Source organism: Labrenzia sp. THAF82, from assembly GCF_009363435.1.
Taxonomy (GTDB): Bacteria; Pseudomonadota; Alphaproteobacteria; order Rhizobiales; family Stappiaceae; genus Roseibium; species Roseibium porphyridii.
In genome coordinates this window covers 2,020,763-2,037,478 of sequence record NZ_CP045354.1, presented here as the reverse complement: position 1 = coordinate 2,037,478, position 16,716 = coordinate 2,020,763, and the positions used below count along the sequence as shown (strand labels likewise).

15 protein-coding genes are annotated in these 16,716 nt (G+C 55.0%); 4 read left to right on the top strand and 11 right to left on the bottom strand.

Going from position 1 to position 16,716, the window contains the following annotated elements; translation table 11 throughout:
* Positions 1–228 precede the first annotated feature (228 nt).
* The 6 genes from FIV00_RS09485 to FIV00_RS09460 all read right to left on the bottom strand — a co-directional run bounded on the left by FIV00_RS09485 (position 229) and on the right by FIV00_RS09460 (position 8,753).
* A complete protein-coding gene (locus tag FIV00_RS09485) occupies positions 229–2,067 on the bottom strand; it encodes an ABC transporter ATP-binding protein (protein ID WP_152500522.1) in 1,839 nt (612 codons plus the stop codon).
* A gap of 2 nt (positions 2,068–2,069) precedes the next feature.
* Entirely contained in the window at positions 2,070–2,498 is a 429-nt protein-coding gene (locus tag FIV00_RS09480) for a hypothetical protein (RefSeq protein ID WP_152500521.1), read from the bottom strand.
* 411 nt (positions 2,499–2,909) lie between these two features.
* Positions 2,910–4,793 carry a bifunctional diguanylate cyclase/phosphodiesterase gene (locus FIV00_RS09475; protein WP_152500520.1) on the bottom strand — a complete coding sequence of 628 codons (1,884 nt, stop codon included), beginning with the start codon at positions 4,791–4,793 and terminating at the stop codon, positions 2,910–2,912.
* 131 nt (positions 4,794–4,924) lie between these two features.
* On the bottom strand, positions 4,925–6,244 hold the full coding sequence (locus FIV00_RS09470; RefSeq protein ID WP_152500519.1) for a methyl-accepting chemotaxis protein: 1,320 nt from the start codon (positions 6,242–6,244) through the stop codon (positions 4,925–4,927).
* Positions 6,245–6,401: 157 nt separating this feature from the next.
* On the bottom strand, positions 6,402–6,803 hold the full coding sequence (locus tag FIV00_RS09465; RefSeq protein WP_152500518.1) for a DUF2177 family protein: 402 nt from the start codon (positions 6,801–6,803) through the stop codon (positions 6,402–6,404).
* Between the two features lie 96 nt (positions 6,804–6,899).
* Positions 6,900–8,753 carry an ABC transporter ATP-binding protein gene (locus FIV00_RS09460; protein ID WP_209006878.1) on the bottom strand — a complete coding sequence of 618 codons (1,854 nt, stop codon included), beginning with the start codon at positions 8,751–8,753 and terminating at the stop codon, positions 6,900–6,902.
* Positions 8,754–8,914: 161 nt separating this feature from the next.
* On the opposite strand from FIV00_RS09460, the gene FIV00_RS09455 reads away from it, so the two are divergent.
* Together FIV00_RS09455 and hemF are read left to right on the top strand one after the other, a co-directional pair.
* On the top strand, positions 8,915–9,397 hold the full coding sequence (locus FIV00_RS09455; RefSeq protein WP_152500517.1) for a tRNA (cytidine(34)-2'-O)-methyltransferase: 483 nt from the start codon (positions 8,915–8,917) through the stop codon (positions 9,395–9,397).
* Between the two features lie 41 nt (positions 9,398–9,438).
* Positions 9,439–10,365, top strand: coding sequence for an oxygen-dependent coproporphyrinogen oxidase (hemF, locus tag FIV00_RS09450; protein ID WP_152500516.1), 927 nt, complete (start codon positions 9,439–9,441; stop codon positions 10,363–10,365).
* A gap of 47 nt (positions 10,366–10,412) precedes the next feature.
* Here hemF and FIV00_RS09445 read toward each other — a convergent pair whose 3' ends face one another.
* The 5 genes from FIV00_RS09445 to FIV00_RS09425 form a co-directional block, all read right to left on the bottom strand.
* Entirely contained in the window at positions 10,413–11,525 is a 1,113-nt protein-coding gene (locus FIV00_RS09445; protein WP_152500515.1) for an HD-GYP domain-containing protein, read from the bottom strand.
* Between the two features lie 128 nt (positions 11,526–11,653).
* Positions 11,654–12,898 carry a CCA tRNA nucleotidyltransferase gene (locus FIV00_RS09440; protein WP_152500514.1) on the bottom strand — a complete coding sequence of 415 codons (1,245 nt, stop codon included), beginning with the start codon at positions 12,896–12,898 and terminating at the stop codon, positions 11,654–11,656.
* 4 nt (positions 12,899–12,902) lie between these two features.
* Positions 12,903–13,163 carry a DUF6111 family protein gene (locus FIV00_RS09435; protein ID WP_152500513.1) on the bottom strand — a complete coding sequence of 87 codons (261 nt, stop codon included), beginning with the start codon at positions 13,161–13,163 and terminating at the stop codon, positions 12,903–12,905.
* Positions 13,163–13,813, bottom strand: a complete 651-nt coding sequence (locus FIV00_RS09430; RefSeq protein WP_152500512.1) for a CoA pyrophosphatase — start codon at positions 13,811–13,813, stop codon at positions 13,163–13,165. The genes FIV00_RS09435 and FIV00_RS09430 overlap by 1 nt, the downstream gene beginning before the upstream one ends.
* A 24-nt stretch (positions 13,814–13,837) precedes the next feature.
* Entirely contained in the window at positions 13,838–14,452 is a 615-nt protein-coding gene (locus tag FIV00_RS09425; RefSeq protein ID WP_152500511.1) for a DUF1285 domain-containing protein, read from the bottom strand.
* Between the two features lie 287 nt (positions 14,453–14,739).
* Here FIV00_RS09425 and FIV00_RS09420 point away from each other — a divergent pair, with 287 nt between their 5' ends.
* Both FIV00_RS09420 and FIV00_RS09415 read left to right on the top strand, forming a co-directional pair.
* Positions 14,740–15,759: a MoxR family ATPase gene (locus FIV00_RS09420; protein ID WP_152500510.1), complete on the top strand. Its 1,020-nt coding sequence runs from the start codon at positions 14,740–14,742 to the stop codon at positions 15,757–15,759.
* A gap of 33 nt (positions 15,760–15,792) precedes the next feature.
* Positions 15,793–16,716 (top strand): DUF58 domain-containing protein, encoded by a 924-nt coding sequence (locus FIV00_RS09415; RefSeq protein WP_152500509.1) that lies wholly within the window; start codon positions 15,793–15,795, stop codon positions 16,714–16,716.

The window sequence follows — 16,716 nt, the reverse complement described above, 5'->3', positions numbered from 1 at the left end:
AGGACCTCGGAACCATGCCGGGCTCTACGGAGACCGGGCACCCTCAAACGCGCACCGGTCAAGCGGTTTGTCTTTTTGCACCCTTCGAAACGCTTGTCCAGTTCAACAAACGCCCTAGAACGCATATGTCGCAGGCAAAACCGCTGCCGCGTTTGTTCAGACCCTATTTTGGCACGGAGTGCAAGACCGGAAATGGATTTCCCGGCCCTGCATTTTGTTATGGGTCCACTAGGCTGCCTGAACAGGAGCCAGGAAGCCACCTGATTGATGTTGCCAGAGCTGGGCATAAAGGCCATTCCGGTCAAGCAATTCCTGATGTGAGCCTTCCTCGATGATTCGGCCGTTGTCCATGACAATCAGCCGATCCATCGCCGCGATGGTCGAAAGCCGGTGGGCGATCGCAATCACAGTCTTGCCTTTCATCAACTCAAACAGGCTTTCCTGGATGGCGATTTCCACTTCGGAATCAAGTGCGGAAGTCGCCTCATCGAGCACAAGGATCGGCGCATCCTTCAAGAGCACCCGTGCAATCGCAATCCGCTGCCTTTGCCCGCCCGAAAGCTTGACGCCGCGTTCACCGACATGAGCATCCAGTCCAGCCCTGTCGTTGAGGTCAGTCAGACCACCGACGAACTCAAGTGCATGGGCCTTGCCGAGCGCTGCTTCGACCTCTTCGCGGCTGACATCCGGCTTGCCGTAGGCGACGTTCTCGAAGATCGAACGATGAAGCAGTGATGTGTCCTGCGTCACCACCCCGACATTTGCGCGAATGTCATCCTGTCGAACACCAGCAATATCCTGCCCGTCGATCAGAATCTTACCGCGCTCCAGATCGTAAAAGCGCAACAGCAGATTGACCAAGGTCGATTTACCCGCACCTGAACGGCCGATCAGGCCGATCTTTTCACCAGGCTGAATGTTCAAGGTGAGGTCCTCGATCACACCGGACGCCTTGCCATAATGGAAGCCGATCCCGTCGAAACGGATTTCGCCTGCAGGCACTTCAAGTGCAGTCGCCTCAGGCACATCCACAACATCGCGCTCACGCGAGATCGTATTGATGCCATCCTGAACCGTCCCGATGTTCTCAAAGAGGCCTGACACTTCCCAGAGAATCCATTGCGACATGCCCTGAAACCTCAGAACCAGTGCAACCGCAACAGCAATCTCGCCCGTGGAAACAGAGCCCGCCTGCCAGAGACTGATCGACATCGCGGCAACTGCGAACAGGAGCACCATGTTCAATGTCGTCAGCGTGATGTTCATTCCCGTAACCAACCGCATTTGCAAGAATACGGTTTTGAGGAAGGTCATCATCGAAGTCTTTGCATAGTCCTCTTCTCTCGCAGCGTGTGAAAACAGCTTCACGGTCGAGATGTTGGTGTATGCATCCACCACGTGTCCCGTCATGACTGACCGCGCGTCTGCCTGTTCCCTGGAAACGTTTTTGAGTCTCGGAATGAAGATCCGCATCGTCACCAGATAACAGCCCAGCCAGGCCATGAATGGAATGGCGAAATAAGGACTGGCCTCAGCCACGACGAACAGTGCTGCAACGAAGTAGACAATCACATAGACCAGAATGTCTGCGATCCGCGTGACAACCTCTCTCACGGCAAGCGCTGTCTGCATCAGTTTGTTGGCGATCCGTCCCGCAAAATCGTTTTGATAGAACGAAATGCTCTGACGCAGCAGATATCGATGCACCCGCCAACGCACCGACATGGGATAGGTTCCCATCAGGCCCTGGTGGAACAACATCTCCCAGATGGCAGCAACGCCCGGCAACAGTACCAGCACAACCAGCCCCATCCAGAGCAATTGTCGCCAATTGTCTTCAAAGAAGGTCTCTGCGTTCTCGGTGCTGAGCCAGGTGACCAGCTCGCCCAGAAACGTGAAGATCAGAACCTCCAGCACTGCGATAATCGCCCCCAGGACAGAGGCAGTGAGCAAAATGGGCCAGACTGGTTTGGTGTAGTACCAACAGAAGGCCCAAAAACCCTTGGGAGGAACGTCGAGTTCTGTGTTTTCGAACGGATCAATGAGCTTTTCGAACCGATCAAACATGATTACCTCTCAGACCCGCTCAACCGTAACACAGTCAAATGCGCCATGGCATCTTCCTGTCCCACGGGTTTCGAATACGGGCGTATCAATCGGCCAGATGCAAATATGAGCATGCTGGCAACGAAACTTGTGAAGGCCAGAGCCAGGACAAAAGTGCCCCAGAACAGCGCACCCAGCTGACCCAGGAACGCTGTCGCGGTGAGTTGCTGGCCTGCGATTTCCAAAGCCTCGATCCGGCTTAGGTTGAAAAAGAGCACCGGAATGAAAAACAGCCCGGCGACTGCAAATGTAGTGCCCAGAAAAAGAGCTGCGGAGGCAACTGTCCTTTTCAAACGCACAAAAATACCGGGATCCGGCTCTTCGGGAGGGGTCACCTCGAAGTCCGGACGGCCCGCCAATGCGGCCAGGTCCGGTGTGAATTGGACTGACATCGGATCGTCTCCGAAATGGGATGTGTCACTGGTGACGGCGGACATACAACGAAACGGTATGCAGCCACATATGAGCGGCTTGTGCCGGTCACCGCAGATCTTAGGATTATGAACGAGGACTGAGCGCGTCGCTAACGGAGGCGGACAGTAATCCCTGGGCAACCCTCAAGGGCGACAAATGGGTGGATCATGCAACGATCTATCATGTAGGCCCTCCTGGTTGCGTGGCGGGGAAGCCACTTGTGACTTGGAAATGAATCAACTTCTAGGAGCTGACTGGAAAATTAGGTACCCGCTTTCGCATCACTTGGGAAGGACAAATTCGCCACTTCCGTACATGAGCAATGCAACTGTTGCGGATGAGACACAGACCCAACAGCCCCCTCGCCGAAGCGCTGCGAGAGCAACGGATCACCCTTTGGCAATAGCCAAATCGGGAGGATTGTTCTCTTCCAGCTCGAAAGACATCACATGCAATTCCGCTTCCCTCGGAGAAACAGGTGCGGAAACTGCGCTGCCCTGGATCTGCTTGCACCCAAGTGCTCTCAGGACATCGACCTGCCGTGACGTATCCACACCGACAGCAACCGTTTCCAGTCCGAATTGATCTGCTAGCCGAAGCACGGACTGTACAAGCTGATGCCGCTCGCAGTTGGCTTCCAAACCAGCAACGAGGTCTGGGCAGACTTTCATCACATTGGCCGCAACATGCAACAGCTGACCGGCGCCGCCATGCCCGCCGCCAAATCGATCAATAGCGACTTTGCAACCAATCCCTTTCAACGCTTCGATCGCGTCAAGAAGCCCGTCTTTCTCGTCAAAACGGATGATTTTCTCATCGAATTCCACGATCAGCGCTTCGAGTGGGATGCCATTGTCGCTGCTCAGCTTTTGAAGCGCTTCAATAAAGTCTGGTGACTTCAAGCTTGCCTGAGAAAGATTCAGCGCCATGGTGAAGGGCGAATTTGAAACTTCCCTGAGGTTACGGATCTCCGCAAGACCACGCTGCAAGGCGAACATTTCAATCCTTGCAATGCGCTTCTGGTCTTCCTGGACCGATAGCAGCGTGACGGGGTCGACAAGACCTTCACTTGGATGAAGCCAGCGCGCATAGACTTCGTAACCGACTATTTTGCTCTCTCGAAAACAGTATTGGGGCTCCATCAAAAGCGTCAGGTTGCTGTTTTCCAGATCCTGGTCGAGTTGCGCCATAACCATTCGCCGATGGCGATGCGTCGCGCCAACCGCATCTGAATACCATGCGACCCGGCCCCGGCCCGTTTTCTTGGCTTCATAAAGAGCAATATCGGCCCAGTTGATAAGTGCCGATGCACTGACCTTGGCAGTGTCGGCCAGAACCAGTCCAACGCTGCCGGCCACGCGCAATTTGTGCCGGTCCACGGTGATCGGCCGCTCAAGACCGCTCATGATCTTCTTGCCAAGACTGTCCAGCTCATCCGCACCGCTCGGCTCCGGTATGACAGCAATAAATTCGTCACCGCCGATCCTCGCCACCAGTCCCTTGTCGCCGACCGCGGTTTGCAGAACCTGGGCGGCGTGCCGCAACACGGCATCACCAGCGCTGTGTCCGTGGTTGTCGTTGATGTCCTTGAAGTGGTCGAGATCAAACTGGATGATCCCGAGTTTTCGGCCCGTACCGTTTTTCTCCTGCACGAGTTCCTGCAGATAAGACGACAGCTTCGAGCGATTGGCAACGCCGGTTAGATCGTCGTGTTCTGCCTGAAATTTCAGCCTGTTACGCGCATCTTCTAGTTCCTTGACATGCTCAACCTGAGTGGTCACATCCCGGCAGATCAGGATGATTTTCGTCTGGTCAGACGTCGTCCCTTCAACAACAGCGAATGTCAGCTGGTTCCAGAATGTTTCGCCATTCTTGCGCTGATTCATGATCAGCTCTTCGACACCTGAACGAAACCGGGTCAGATCGTATTTGAAGTCGGCGATCTCCTCAGAGGGCAGCTGGTTTTCGCTGGGCAAAATGAACTCTTGAGGTCGGCGTCCTCGAATTTCGTCTGCGCTGTAGCCTGTGATGCGGGAATAAGCAGGGTTTGACCACTCGATGCGCCCATAGATGTCCTGCATAACCAGGCCTTCATGGACATGCTCGACAACAAGCTGCAAGATCGCGGCATCGTTTCCGAAACCAGACAGGCTCTCCACCTCGGGAGACGCAGTCTTCCGCGTTCCCAATCGATAAGCGACGAGGAACACGACAACCGCTCCCAAGCAGAAAATCAGATACTGCACTGGCGGCGACGCCAAGATCTCTGCCATGGTCTTCTTCGATTCAAAACATGCTCCGCGTTAGTCTAAGGTATCAATCCTGAACCAATCTCTAAAAGAACGCAGATTTACTTATATATTGTCATTTTTAACTAGAATTTTGCTACAGATCACAAGTATAATCAGACCGCCCTGACGCTTTGTAGGAACTGGCCGACTTGCGATTGAAGGCTGTCGGAATAATTGCCAAGTTCGGAAGCCGCCGACAACATCTCTTCTGTGGCGCTCTGGCTGGTGTTCATCACGGAACTCAGGGTGTTGACGTTGGCAGTGACAAGTTCTGAGCTGCTTCGTGCAGCCAAAGCATTCTCGCCTATGTCCTGGCTTGCCGCGGATTGTTCCTCGACGGCATCCCGGATTTTCCCCGAAATTTCACTCACGCGGCCAATTGTTTCTGCAATCGACCGGATTGCTCCTTCCGAGAGTTCAGCCACTTCCTGTACAGACGTTACTTGAGCAGAAATGTCTTCTGTCGCCTTTGTCGTTTGTTCAGCCAGCGCTTTGACTTCATTTGCGACCACGGCGAACCCGCGCCCTGCCTCGCCTGCGCGCGCAGCCTCAATGGTGGCGTTGAGGGCCAGAAGGTTGGTCTGACTTGCAATCTGGCTGATCAGTTCAACGATCTCGCCAATTGCACGGCCCGTTTCCGAAAGCCGCCCGACAACCTCATCGGTCTTTCGTGCCTCTTCAACTGCAGCGCTTGCAATCTCTGTCGCCTGATCGACATCCTCACGAACACGAAGCAATGAACCGGAAAGACGTTCAGCAGACACGGTCACGCAATCGACAGAACCACCTGCTTCTGAAGTTGCCTGATGCACTTCATCAACGGCAACAATGGAAGAGTTCACAGCTTCGCTCAGCCGGGTAGAGTTGTCTTCAACGCTGCCGGCAGCTTTCGTCAGTCCAGCGACCACACCGATAACCGACTTTTCAAAGTCATCGGCAACATCTTGCATCAGTGCTTTGCGTTCCTGGCTCATCGCATCCTGATGCGCCTGATCCTGCCGTGCCTGCTCCTGTGCCTTTTCAACCAAATTGGCTCGAAAACCCGTGACCGATCTGGCGATCTTGCCGATTTCGTCCGTTCGATGTTCACCTTCGATCCGGATATCCAATTCACCTTCCGACAATTTATCGAGACCGTTTTGAAGACGGCGAAGTGGTCGCGCAATTCCGAGCGCAAGCACCACAGCGATGCCGAGAAATGCCAGGCCGACAGGTGAGACTACGAGTCCGATCGTGACCATCTGGTCGAGAATGAGGGTATCAATTTTCGAAACGACATCACCGGTCAGGAAATTTTCTGCTCCGGTCTTTGTTCCAATTTCCTGCAAAAGCGCCTGTCGAAACACATAGAACGCAAATGCGGTACCGGCCATCATGATCGCAGCGGCCGTGAAGACCATTGCAACGAACCGGCCCTTTATTGAGAGTGTCACGCTACTTCCCCGATTGAAAATCAGCAGGCGATGGAAGACCGCGGGATCGCGTCCAATCACCTCATGAGCGAGACACTACCGGAATGCACGTAAAAATTCAGTAACGACCGGAGATGCGGGCAAATACTTAGGCTTGTAAGCAGCTTGTTTTCATAAGTCAGGTCACAAGCCGTGTAAGGATGTAACCCATACCAGCAGAGAAAGCAGACAGAACCGTTCCCCATGAAATATCAACTACAGCAACAATAACCGGCCAGTTTTTCAAGGTTGCATAGTTGGTTACATCATACGTTGCGTAAGTAAAGAAACCGAACAATGCACCATAGACGATAGCGGTCATAAGACTCTCGCTCTTGAGAGCCGGTGCGACAGCGAAAATAACAATGCCTACAATATAGATAATGTAGAAGGCGCCTGCTGCCGCCATGTTCGGCTTGTCCATCAGGAGATGGCCAATGCGATCAAAATAGAACCGTGTCGCCACTTGCGACAACCACACATAATCCACCCCGAGGAAAACAAGAGCGGTTGCAAAATAGGCGATAACGTTCTGGAGCATCGAGACCTCTGAAGTTTTGAGCTCCTTCTACGCGCTCTGTCAGATACCAGATCAGCTCGTGCTTCATGGGTGCCAACACAACCCGTCGACATGAATTCAGGCTATTTGAGGCTCTTCGACGAGAAATCCACCCGATTGCCGACGCCAAAGTTTGGCATAAAGGCCTTCATCATCGGCCAACAGCACCTCATGCGTTCCTTCCTGCAGAACCCTGCCTTTGTCCATGACAATCAGTCGGTCCATTGCTGCGATCGTGGACAAGCGATGCGCAATAGCAATGACTGTTTTTCCTGCCATCAACCCTTGTAGATTTTCCTGTATGGCAGCCTCCACTTCAGAATCGAGTGCAGACGTTGCCTCATCAAGTACAAGGATCGGCGCATCCTTCAACAATACGCGCGCAATCGCGATGCGCTGTCTTTGCCCGCCTGACAGCTTGACACCACGCTCGCCTGCATAGGCATCGAACCCCTTGCGACCACGTTGGTCTTCCAGGGATTGAATGAAATCGAACGCGTGAGCCCGCCTGGTTGCTTCGGCAAGTTCTGCCTCACTGGCACCGGGCCGACCGTAAAGAATATTTTCGCGGATCGATCTGTGAAGCAATGACGGGTCCTGCGTCACCATGCCAACAGCATGCCGCACAGAATCCTGCGTGACGTCCCTGACATCCTGACCGTCAATCAGGATGCGCCCCGCCTCCACATCGAAAAAGCGAAGAAGGAGGCTTGCCAGCGTTGTCTTGCCAGCCCCAGACGGCCCGACCAATCCAACCCGCTCTCCAGGAGCAATGTCCAAATTGAGATGATCGATCACCCCACCCTTTTTGCCATAGTGGAAACGGATACTCTCAAACTGAACCCTGCCATCGGAAACGACCAATTGGGGCGCATCCGGTTGATCAGACAGAGCAATCGGCTTGACGACGGTTTCCATACTGTCCTGCAGAGAACCGAAATGCCGGAACAGACCGTTCAGCTGATTGAACAGCCGGTTCAGCAGGATATTAAGCCGCAGGATCAGACTGAGTGCGAAGGCGACATGCCCGGTGCTGATCCCGCCATCCTGCCAGATCTTCAGAGCCATTGCTGTAATCGCAACAATCATGACACCGTTGATCACGCTCATGACAATCCGAATGGAGGTCAAAAGCCGCGTAAATGTCGTCAGTTTCACAAGGTAGGATTCGACCGCCCCGCGAGTTCCGCGGTTCTCGGTGATCGTGGAACCAAAGAGTTTGACAGACTGAATATTGGTGTATGTGTCGACCAGTCTTCCGGTTACCCCGGAATAGCTGTTGGCAACGGCTCTCGAAGCATCGCGTATCCGCGGTACGAAAAACCGCGCGGTCACCCCGAAACACACAAGCCAAATCAAGACAATGCCGCCCAGCCTGATATCGAGGTCCGCAACCAGTATCAGCGTGGTGAGTGCGTAAACGACAATGAACCAAGCAACCTGCAGCAGGTTGGTCATGAAGTCGCCGGCGGACAGGCCCGACTGCATGACTTTTTGCGACAGCCGGCCTGCCAGATCGTCCTGAAAATAGCTGAGGCTCTGCCTCATCACGCGCTTGTGGCTCTGCCAACGAACCAGATTGAAAAAGCCTGGCACGATGGTCTGTTCTTCCAGCAACGCCATCAAGGAGTTGTTCAGCGTCCGCACGACCAGCACCACGAAGACCATGCCGAGCAGCGTCCAAAGGTGATCGCTGAAAAAGGTACCCCTGTTTCCGGTTTCCATAAGATCGACGATCGTGCCCAGAAAGTTGAATATCGAAACTTCGATGAAGGCAGCTGTCCCGCCGAGAACGAGCATGGCCACAAAAGGCCAGCGCACTTGGGAGACGAAATATCCAAGCGCAGAAATACCGCCCTTTGGGATATCCTTGTCAGGTACGGGTCGAAATGGATCGATCCAGGTTTCAAAAATGCGGAAGAGCGGGGACAACGAGGCACTCCATGGGCCGGGCGCGAATCTGTTTGATATCCTACGCGCCTGTCTGTCACATGGCCCAGACAATTTCGAAAACGAAAAGCGCGCAGTCGCATGACAAAACGGACTTCAGCTGTTAAGCACCCTTCCCCGCCAGCCGCAGAGACCTGGAAACGATGCCCGACATTGCCCTTTATCAGCCCGATATTCCGCAAAACACGGGCACCATTTTGCGACTGGCAGCCTGTCTGAACACAAAGGTCCACCTGATCGAGCCAGCAGGTTTTCCGATTTCTGACAGTGCACTCAGACGGGCCGGGATGGACTATCTTGAGCGCGCAGCCATGACGCGGCACATTTCATTTGCTGAATTTGAGGACTGGCGTACAGAGCGCCGTGCGCGCCTGGTGCTTCTGACAACGAAATCCGCAACGCCTTACACCGCATTCGGGTTCAAAGACGACGACATTTTGCTGATGGGGCGTGAAAGCAGCGGGGTTCCCGATGATGTGCATGCGGGAGCAGATGCCCGCATCACCATTCCGATGGCCGAAGGCATGCGGTCCCTGAATGTCGCAGTTTCAGCAGGCATGGCTCTCGGTGAAGCCTTGCGACAGACAGGCACATTTCCTAAAAGCCTCACCGAAGCTAATTCCTGAAATCAGCATCAGTCAGCCGTCAACCAGCCAGGGCCAAATTCATGAACGCACCTTCACCGGAAAATCGTGGCGGACCGATCCCGGACGGCATCGAACAGAAGAAGGCGGACGCGCCATCCTGGTTTCGGAAACTCAGAGACAGGATCTGCAAGGCATTTGAAGACCTGGAAGACGAAATCAGCGACAAGAACGGCCCATTTTCGGATAAACCCGCAGGCCGCTTCGAGCAAACACCCTGGGAGCGCACCGACAGCACGGGGGCAAAAGGCGGCGGCGGTGTCATGTCGATCATGCACGGCCGGGTTTTTGAAAAGGTCGGTGTGCACATCTCGACTGTCCACGGAGAGTTCTCACCGGAATTTCGTGGCCAGATCCCTGGCGCCAGTGAAGACCCAAGGTTCTGGGCGTCCGGCATCAGCCTGATCGCACACATGCACAATCCGCATGTGCCCGCCGTGCACATGAACACCCGAATGGTTGTGACAACGCGCCAGTGGTTCGGCGGTGGTGCGGATCTGACCCCTGTCCTTGATCTGCGGCGCACGCAGGAAGATCCGGATACCGTCTCGTTCCACGAGGCCATGCAAGGTGCCTGCGAAGCACATGACGTTGCTGACTATCAGCGCTACAAGGCCTGGTGCGATGACTATTTCTATTTGAAACACCGCAATGAGCCGCGCGGCATAGGCGGCATCTTCTATGACTATCTGCATAGTGGCGACTGGGATGCGGATTTTGCATTCACCAAGGACGTTGGCCTTGCCTTTCTCTCAGTCTACCCAGAATTGGTGCGCCGAAACTTTGAAAAGCCCTGGACGGAAGAAGAGCGCGAGGAACAACTGATCAGACGCGGCCGATATGTCGAATACAATCTGCTCTACGACCGTGGGACGATTTTTGGCCTCAAGACCGGCGGCAATGTCACCTCTATACTCTCATCCATGCCACCCGTGGTGAAATGGCCCTGATCTCCAAGGCGCATCCATGAAAAGATGCATCGCTTGAAGGACGTGATCTAGGCTGCCGAACCGCGACGTACTTTCTGTTCAGAACGGTTGAGCTCTCCAAACCCTCTGTCGAGCAGCATGCGCGCAAAAGCGGACACCATTTTCTGATCTAGCTTTGGCCCCATGTCCTGCATCATGGAAATTGCAGTTCGCACAGGCAGGCCTTCCTTGTAGGCACGTTCTTCGGTCAATGCCGTAAAGATGTCACAGATCGTAATGAGCCGGACCTTGGGCGAGATCCTTTCGCCCTTCAGTCCATCAGGATACCCGGTCCCGTCCAGATACTCGTGATGCTGGATTGCCATCTTTTTTATGTCGATCGGCAATTCAAGCCGCGGCTTCAGAATTTCCCGGCCGTATAGAGGATGCTTGTCGATAATGGCCCGCTCCTTGTCCGTCAGCTTGTCGGCCTTGTCCAGGATGGAGAGCGGAATGCGTGTTTTCCCGATGTCATGAACCAGACCACCGGCAATCACCTCTTCGCATTCCCCCTTCGACCACCCCAGATGGTTCGCAAACATTCCGGCCAAACCGGCAACTTTCAAGGAATGACTATAGGTTGGACTATGATGCGAATTGACCGCTTCCATCCAGAATGACAAGCCTTCCTGGGACATCGCATTGAAGATATCGCTCGCGCTGCTCTTCAACACACTGACCGGGATCTTTGTACCTTCGGCGCTGGCAAGGCACATGTTTTCCAGAAAAACGTTGCCCTTTCTGTAGGCCTCGACGGTCTTTTGCGGCATCCGCGCGGGTAGAGTGTCCGCTACATCTTTTTGCGTGAGTGAATTCAGCCGGCGCAAGATCAGCGCCAGAGGCGTCTCCCGATCCAGCATCTCGGATTTTCCGAGGGCTCCGGCCTGGATCACTTCTCGACGGTTTTTCTTGGCCACAAAACAAATGACAGGGATCGCGGCAATGCTGCCCCATGCGGCTTTCAACGCAATCAAGCCGGCATCTGTTGCATCGAGCAGCTCCACGATAGCGATCTTGCCCTCACCAACTGTAGCCGGTGAAACCTTGTCCATGTCGATCAGACGGGCATGAAAAAACAACGGCAACCGCCTGACCGGTGACTCCATCGGGAGCGGACCATCCGAGATCAGAACAATTTCCATTACGGCCTCATCTTGAACCGGCAAACAAGCGTCATGCGGTTACGCCATCGCAAAATTGATGAAGTTTCTCAGGTCATCTTGTCGGTATTTGCTTTAAAAAGCGCTAAATAGCGCCAGACCGGCACAAACTAAAGCTTGGACGGCAATTGCCCGATCAGCTCGTCCTTTCCGAGCGAAAACCCACTGTCCCGCCATGCGATTTCAAGTTGATCAAGCAGATCGCCAAGAGATGGTCCCGGAGCATGACCGCACGCGATCAGATCGGCACCTTTGAGCGGAAACTTTGGCTCCTCTGCCGTACGCAATCCCTTTAGTCTGGTGGCAAAGTCGGTTCCATCCGCCTGACTTTGCGCCAGCAAGGACGCCCATCTGACCAGCAGTCCATCGACGGCTCCCTGGCGACCGAAGTCATACAACAGTGCCGAGCAGGACGGAAAGACGTCGGCCTGCCGGAGGCATTTCATCGCCTCCCACGCGGTTTTCATGCGTTTGCGCTCTGCGTTCGAAAGACGAAATCGATCGCAGATCCGTTCCAGATCTTCGTGCACGAAACCTGCAAGCACCACCAGACCGACTTCAGGATCGAGCACTTCTGAAGCCTGATCCTCAAGGCTACGCAAAGCATCGAAATCGTTGATCCGCGCAAGACCGCCCGTCGCGATTTCCCAAAGTCCGCAATCGTTCATCAGACGAAGTGCGCGCGCAGCCAAGGGAGCGCGCAGAAGGCGGCGCATTTCATGACCGATGCGTTCGGCCGACAGGTGCCTCAGACCCTCACGCTGTCGTAAGCATGCCCCTAACCCGGCCTCGTCAATGTCGCCGGCGCCATACGCCGCATAGATACGAAAGAACCGCAAGATCCTCAGAAAGTCTTCTCGAATTCGCTGATCCGGATCACCGATGAACCTTATGCGACGGTTCAAACAGTCGTCGAGCCCGCCAAGAGGGTCATGCAACACTCCATGCCTGTCGACATATAGCGCATTGAGTGTGAAATCGCGCCGCTTGGCATCCTTGACCCAGTCCCGCCCAAAGACGACCCTTGCCTGACGGCCGAACGTTTCAACATCCTCACGAAGTGTGGTCACCTCATAAGGCACTCCGTCACTGACAACCGTAATCGTTCCGTGATCGATCCCTGTCGCGATGGGTTTGAGGCCTGCAGCCTGAGCACGCCGTATCACATCCTGGGGCTGAGCGGTCGTGGCAATATCGATATCGGGCACGGGATGATCCAGCAGCGTATTGCGAATAGCGCCGCCAACGACCCGGGCCTGATCTCCGTTCTGCTCAACAGCTGCAAAAACATTCTGGATGCCTTGCGACTGAAGCCAGTCTGTCTGCCGGAAAATGTCGTCAACATTCACCGTCATTTTTTCATTCATATCGGCCCGGAACAAATTGACCGTCACGCATTTCAGACGGCCTCCAACTGGTGCCTTCCGGTGCGCGATTGTAGGACGCCATGCCCACGAGACCGCCGACGACGAGAACCAGACCTGTCAGTGTCAGCCAGGCAATTGGCCCTTTCGACCAGTTGCCGGGTCGATCTTTCTTGTTGCTCAACCATAGCCACAATGCATAGGCGAAGAATGGCAACAGGAACAACAGAAGGTGGGTAAGAAAAACACGCAGCATTAGCCATAAACCGTTTCGTAAAGGGACCGGATGATACCGGCGGTAACACCCCAGATGTATCGTTCACCGTAAGGCATCTCATAGAAATAGCGTCGTTTACCCTGCCACACGCGGCTTTGCTTGATGTGGTTGTCAGGATCCATCAGAAAACCGAATGGGACTTCGAAGACATCTTCGACTTCATCCGGATTTGCACGAAATGCAGCATCGGAGCCGATCAATCCGATCACGGGGACAACGCGGTAACCGGATCCGGTCAGATAGGGAGACAGCCGCCCGATCGGTGCGACGCGATCGGGTTTCAAGCCGATCTCCTCATCTGCTTCACGCAATGCTGCTTCAACGGGTCCGGCGTCGGTCGGATCGATTTTTCCACCCGGGAAGGCGACTTGACCTGCATGCGATTTCAGGTGCCCCGTACGCTGTGTCAGGACAACGCTCGGCCCGTCCTCACGCGGCAAGATGCCGATCAGCACGGCAGCATCGCGCGGAGGTCCCTCCCAGCGTGCATAAGGCCCAAGATCAGGGTTCAGAACATGGTCACCAGTATCCTTGTCCGCGTTGTCACTCTCCGCGAGCGAAAGACGCTGCCGCAAGTGTTCGGTGACATCCGCACCGGGCAAAAATTGGTGCAAGGTGGAAGTGCTCATGCAGTCAGACAGTCCTTCTGCGGTTCAGTGCTCTTCGGTTTCACGCAGGAGGTCGGGCTCCACCGCAAAAAAAACACCTCCGCTCCAGATCCCCAGCTCCGTTTCAGTTTCACTGTCCCGTTCTTCCATCATTTCCGCCAGCTGATACATCAGCGCCCGTGTAAACAGCGCCTCCAGCCGGCCTCTGACATGTACATAGGGTTTTAAGCCGCCGCTGTCCGGTTCTTTTTCAAATCTCAAGGGATGGTCGGGCCCGGCCTCGACGAGATCACCGAGATTTGTCCGCAGCGTCAACACCTGGTTTTCACCCGTCCCGTCAACAGCCAACTCAACAGCCAGGAGGGGAGCATCCTCGACCGTGATACCGATCTTCTCAACTGGTGTGACAAGGTAGTGTTTGTCGTCTTCGTCCCGTCGTAGCACTGAGGCGAACAGCTTGACGAGCGCTTGCCGGCCAATGGGCGAACCGAGGTAAAACCACGTTCCATCCCGGGCAATGCGGATATCGAGATCACCGCAAAACGGCGGGTTCCACTTGTCGACCGGAGGCAAAGACCGGCCAGGCTTATCGGCTCGGCTCATCAAGGCTTTCAGTCCCTCAGGCATTGCCTGGCCAACAGTTTTTGTTCCATCCGCCATTTGCAAAAAGTCCTTGCAGCTGTCCTTCGACACACACCGGGATTTTTGACAATTCCCGATGACCTTTATTCGATCCAAGCCGGTTAAGCCGGGGAAGTAGTCACAAGCTTTTCCCCAGGCCAGGGAAAGAATCTTGGACCTTTCCACTGTATGGCGCACAATTGCGCCTTATCTACTCATTTATATGGTGTCAGACTGCTTGAGTCGCAGCAACTCCGGACGAATGAGCATTCATACCCGGCATGTTAATCGGCCGGAGTTTTAAAAAGTTACGGGAAAGGTGATTCATGAGCGTTGTTTCCCCCTCCAGCCCAACCGAAGCTGACCTCGCCGCGGTCGCGGAAAGCGCGGAGCGCGCGGTCAACCGCATCAGCGATGCAAAGGTTGATATCGCCCGCATCATTTTCGGCCAGGAGACAGTTGTTGAGCAATCGCTCGTCACCATTCTGGCCGGTGGACATGGTTTGCTGGTGGGTGTCCCGGGTTTGGCAAAAACCAAGCTGGTGGAAACACTTGGTACCGTTCTTGGCCTTGATGCCCGGCGTATCCAGTTCACCCCGGACCTGATGCCTTCTGATATTCTCGGCGCGGAGGTCATGGAACAAAGCAGCGATGGTGGCCGATCCTTCCGCTTCATACCAGGCCCGGTTTTTTCTCAGCTGCTGATGGCAGACGAAATCAACCGCGCCAGCCCCAGAACGCAATCCGCGCTTTTGCAGGCAATGCAGGAATATCATGTCACGGTGGCTGGTCACCCGCATGACCTGCCACGCCCTTTCCACGTACTGGCAACTCAGAACCCGCTTGAACAGGAAGGCACTTACCCACTGCCGGAAGCGCAGCTCGACCGGTTTCTGATGCAAATTGACGTGCACTATCCGGACCTGGATGCTGAGCGCCGTATTCTCCTGGAAACGACAGGCGCTGACCAGGCTGAAGCCCAGGTCGCCATGACATCGGAAGAGCTGATGGAATATCAGCAACTCGTCAGGCGCATGCCCGTTGGGGAGTCAGTTGTAGAAGCAATTCTCAAACTGGTGCGGTCTGCCAGACCGGACGAGGGAACAGCCAATTCCGGTGTTACGGATTTGATCGCCTGGGGTCCCGGTCCGCGCGCCAGCCAGGCGCTCATGCTGACAGTTCGCGCAAGGGCACTTGTCGATGGTCGCCTCGCTCCCTCCGTTGACGATGTGCTGGCTCTTGCCGAACCGGTTCTGCAACACCGAATGGCTCTCACATTCGCAGCGCGGGCAGACGGACACACCGTGCGGGATGTCATTAGGCGGGTGAAGGAATCTATCACCTGATCTGACATGGTCTTTTTGAGGGAGCTGGACTGAATGGATTCCGGAAACAACACGGCAGGCATAGACCAGGCGACATGGCCGAACGTGATCGGCGAAGCCAGGTCTGTAGCCGATGCGTTACCGGATCTCCTTGTTGAAGCCAGCCATGTTGCAAGCTCGATCATCGCCGGCTGGCATGGTCGCCGCCGCGCTGGGCCGGGCGAAAGCTTCTGGCAATTTCGGCCCTTCAACATGGGCGAACCGGCAAAGCGAATTGATTGGCGCCGTTCTGCCCGGGACGATCATCTTTACGTGCGCGAACGCGAATGGGAGGCAGCCCATACTGTCTGGCTCTGGTCGGACCTCTCATCTTCCATGGTGTTTCGCTCGCGCCTTGCTGAAGTCACCAAACGCGACCGGGCAATCGTTTTGATGCTTGCCCTTGCCGACATGCTGGCCGAAACGGGCGAACGCATTGGCCTTCCCGGATTGACCCGACCCTTTTCGGATCGTCGGGCCGCAGAGCGCCTGGCAGATGCACTCGCGCACTTGTCCAAACCTGTGGCACTTCCCGACACCATGTCGATCAAGAGATTTGCCGATGTGGTGCTGGTCTCAGATTTCCTCGATCCCATGGACGAGATTGCGGAATGGATAGCCAGGGTCGCCAGCACCGGCGCACGCGGGCATCTGGTTCAAGTGCTCGATCCGATTGAAGAGACCTTTCCATTCGATGGCAGGATTGAGTTTACCGATCCAGAGAAAGGCATCCGGCTGACCGCGGGACGTGCGGAAAACTGGCGCGAAGACTATCACAACCGGTTGGAAGCCCATCGGGCTGAAATTCGGGATATGGCGCGGCGGGCCGGATGGACCTATGTTCTACATCATACCGACCGGCCGGCATCCGAGCCTTTGCTGGTTTTGCACAGTGCGCTCTCAGGTGCGCTTGATGTGATGCAGAAAGGAGGCGTCTGA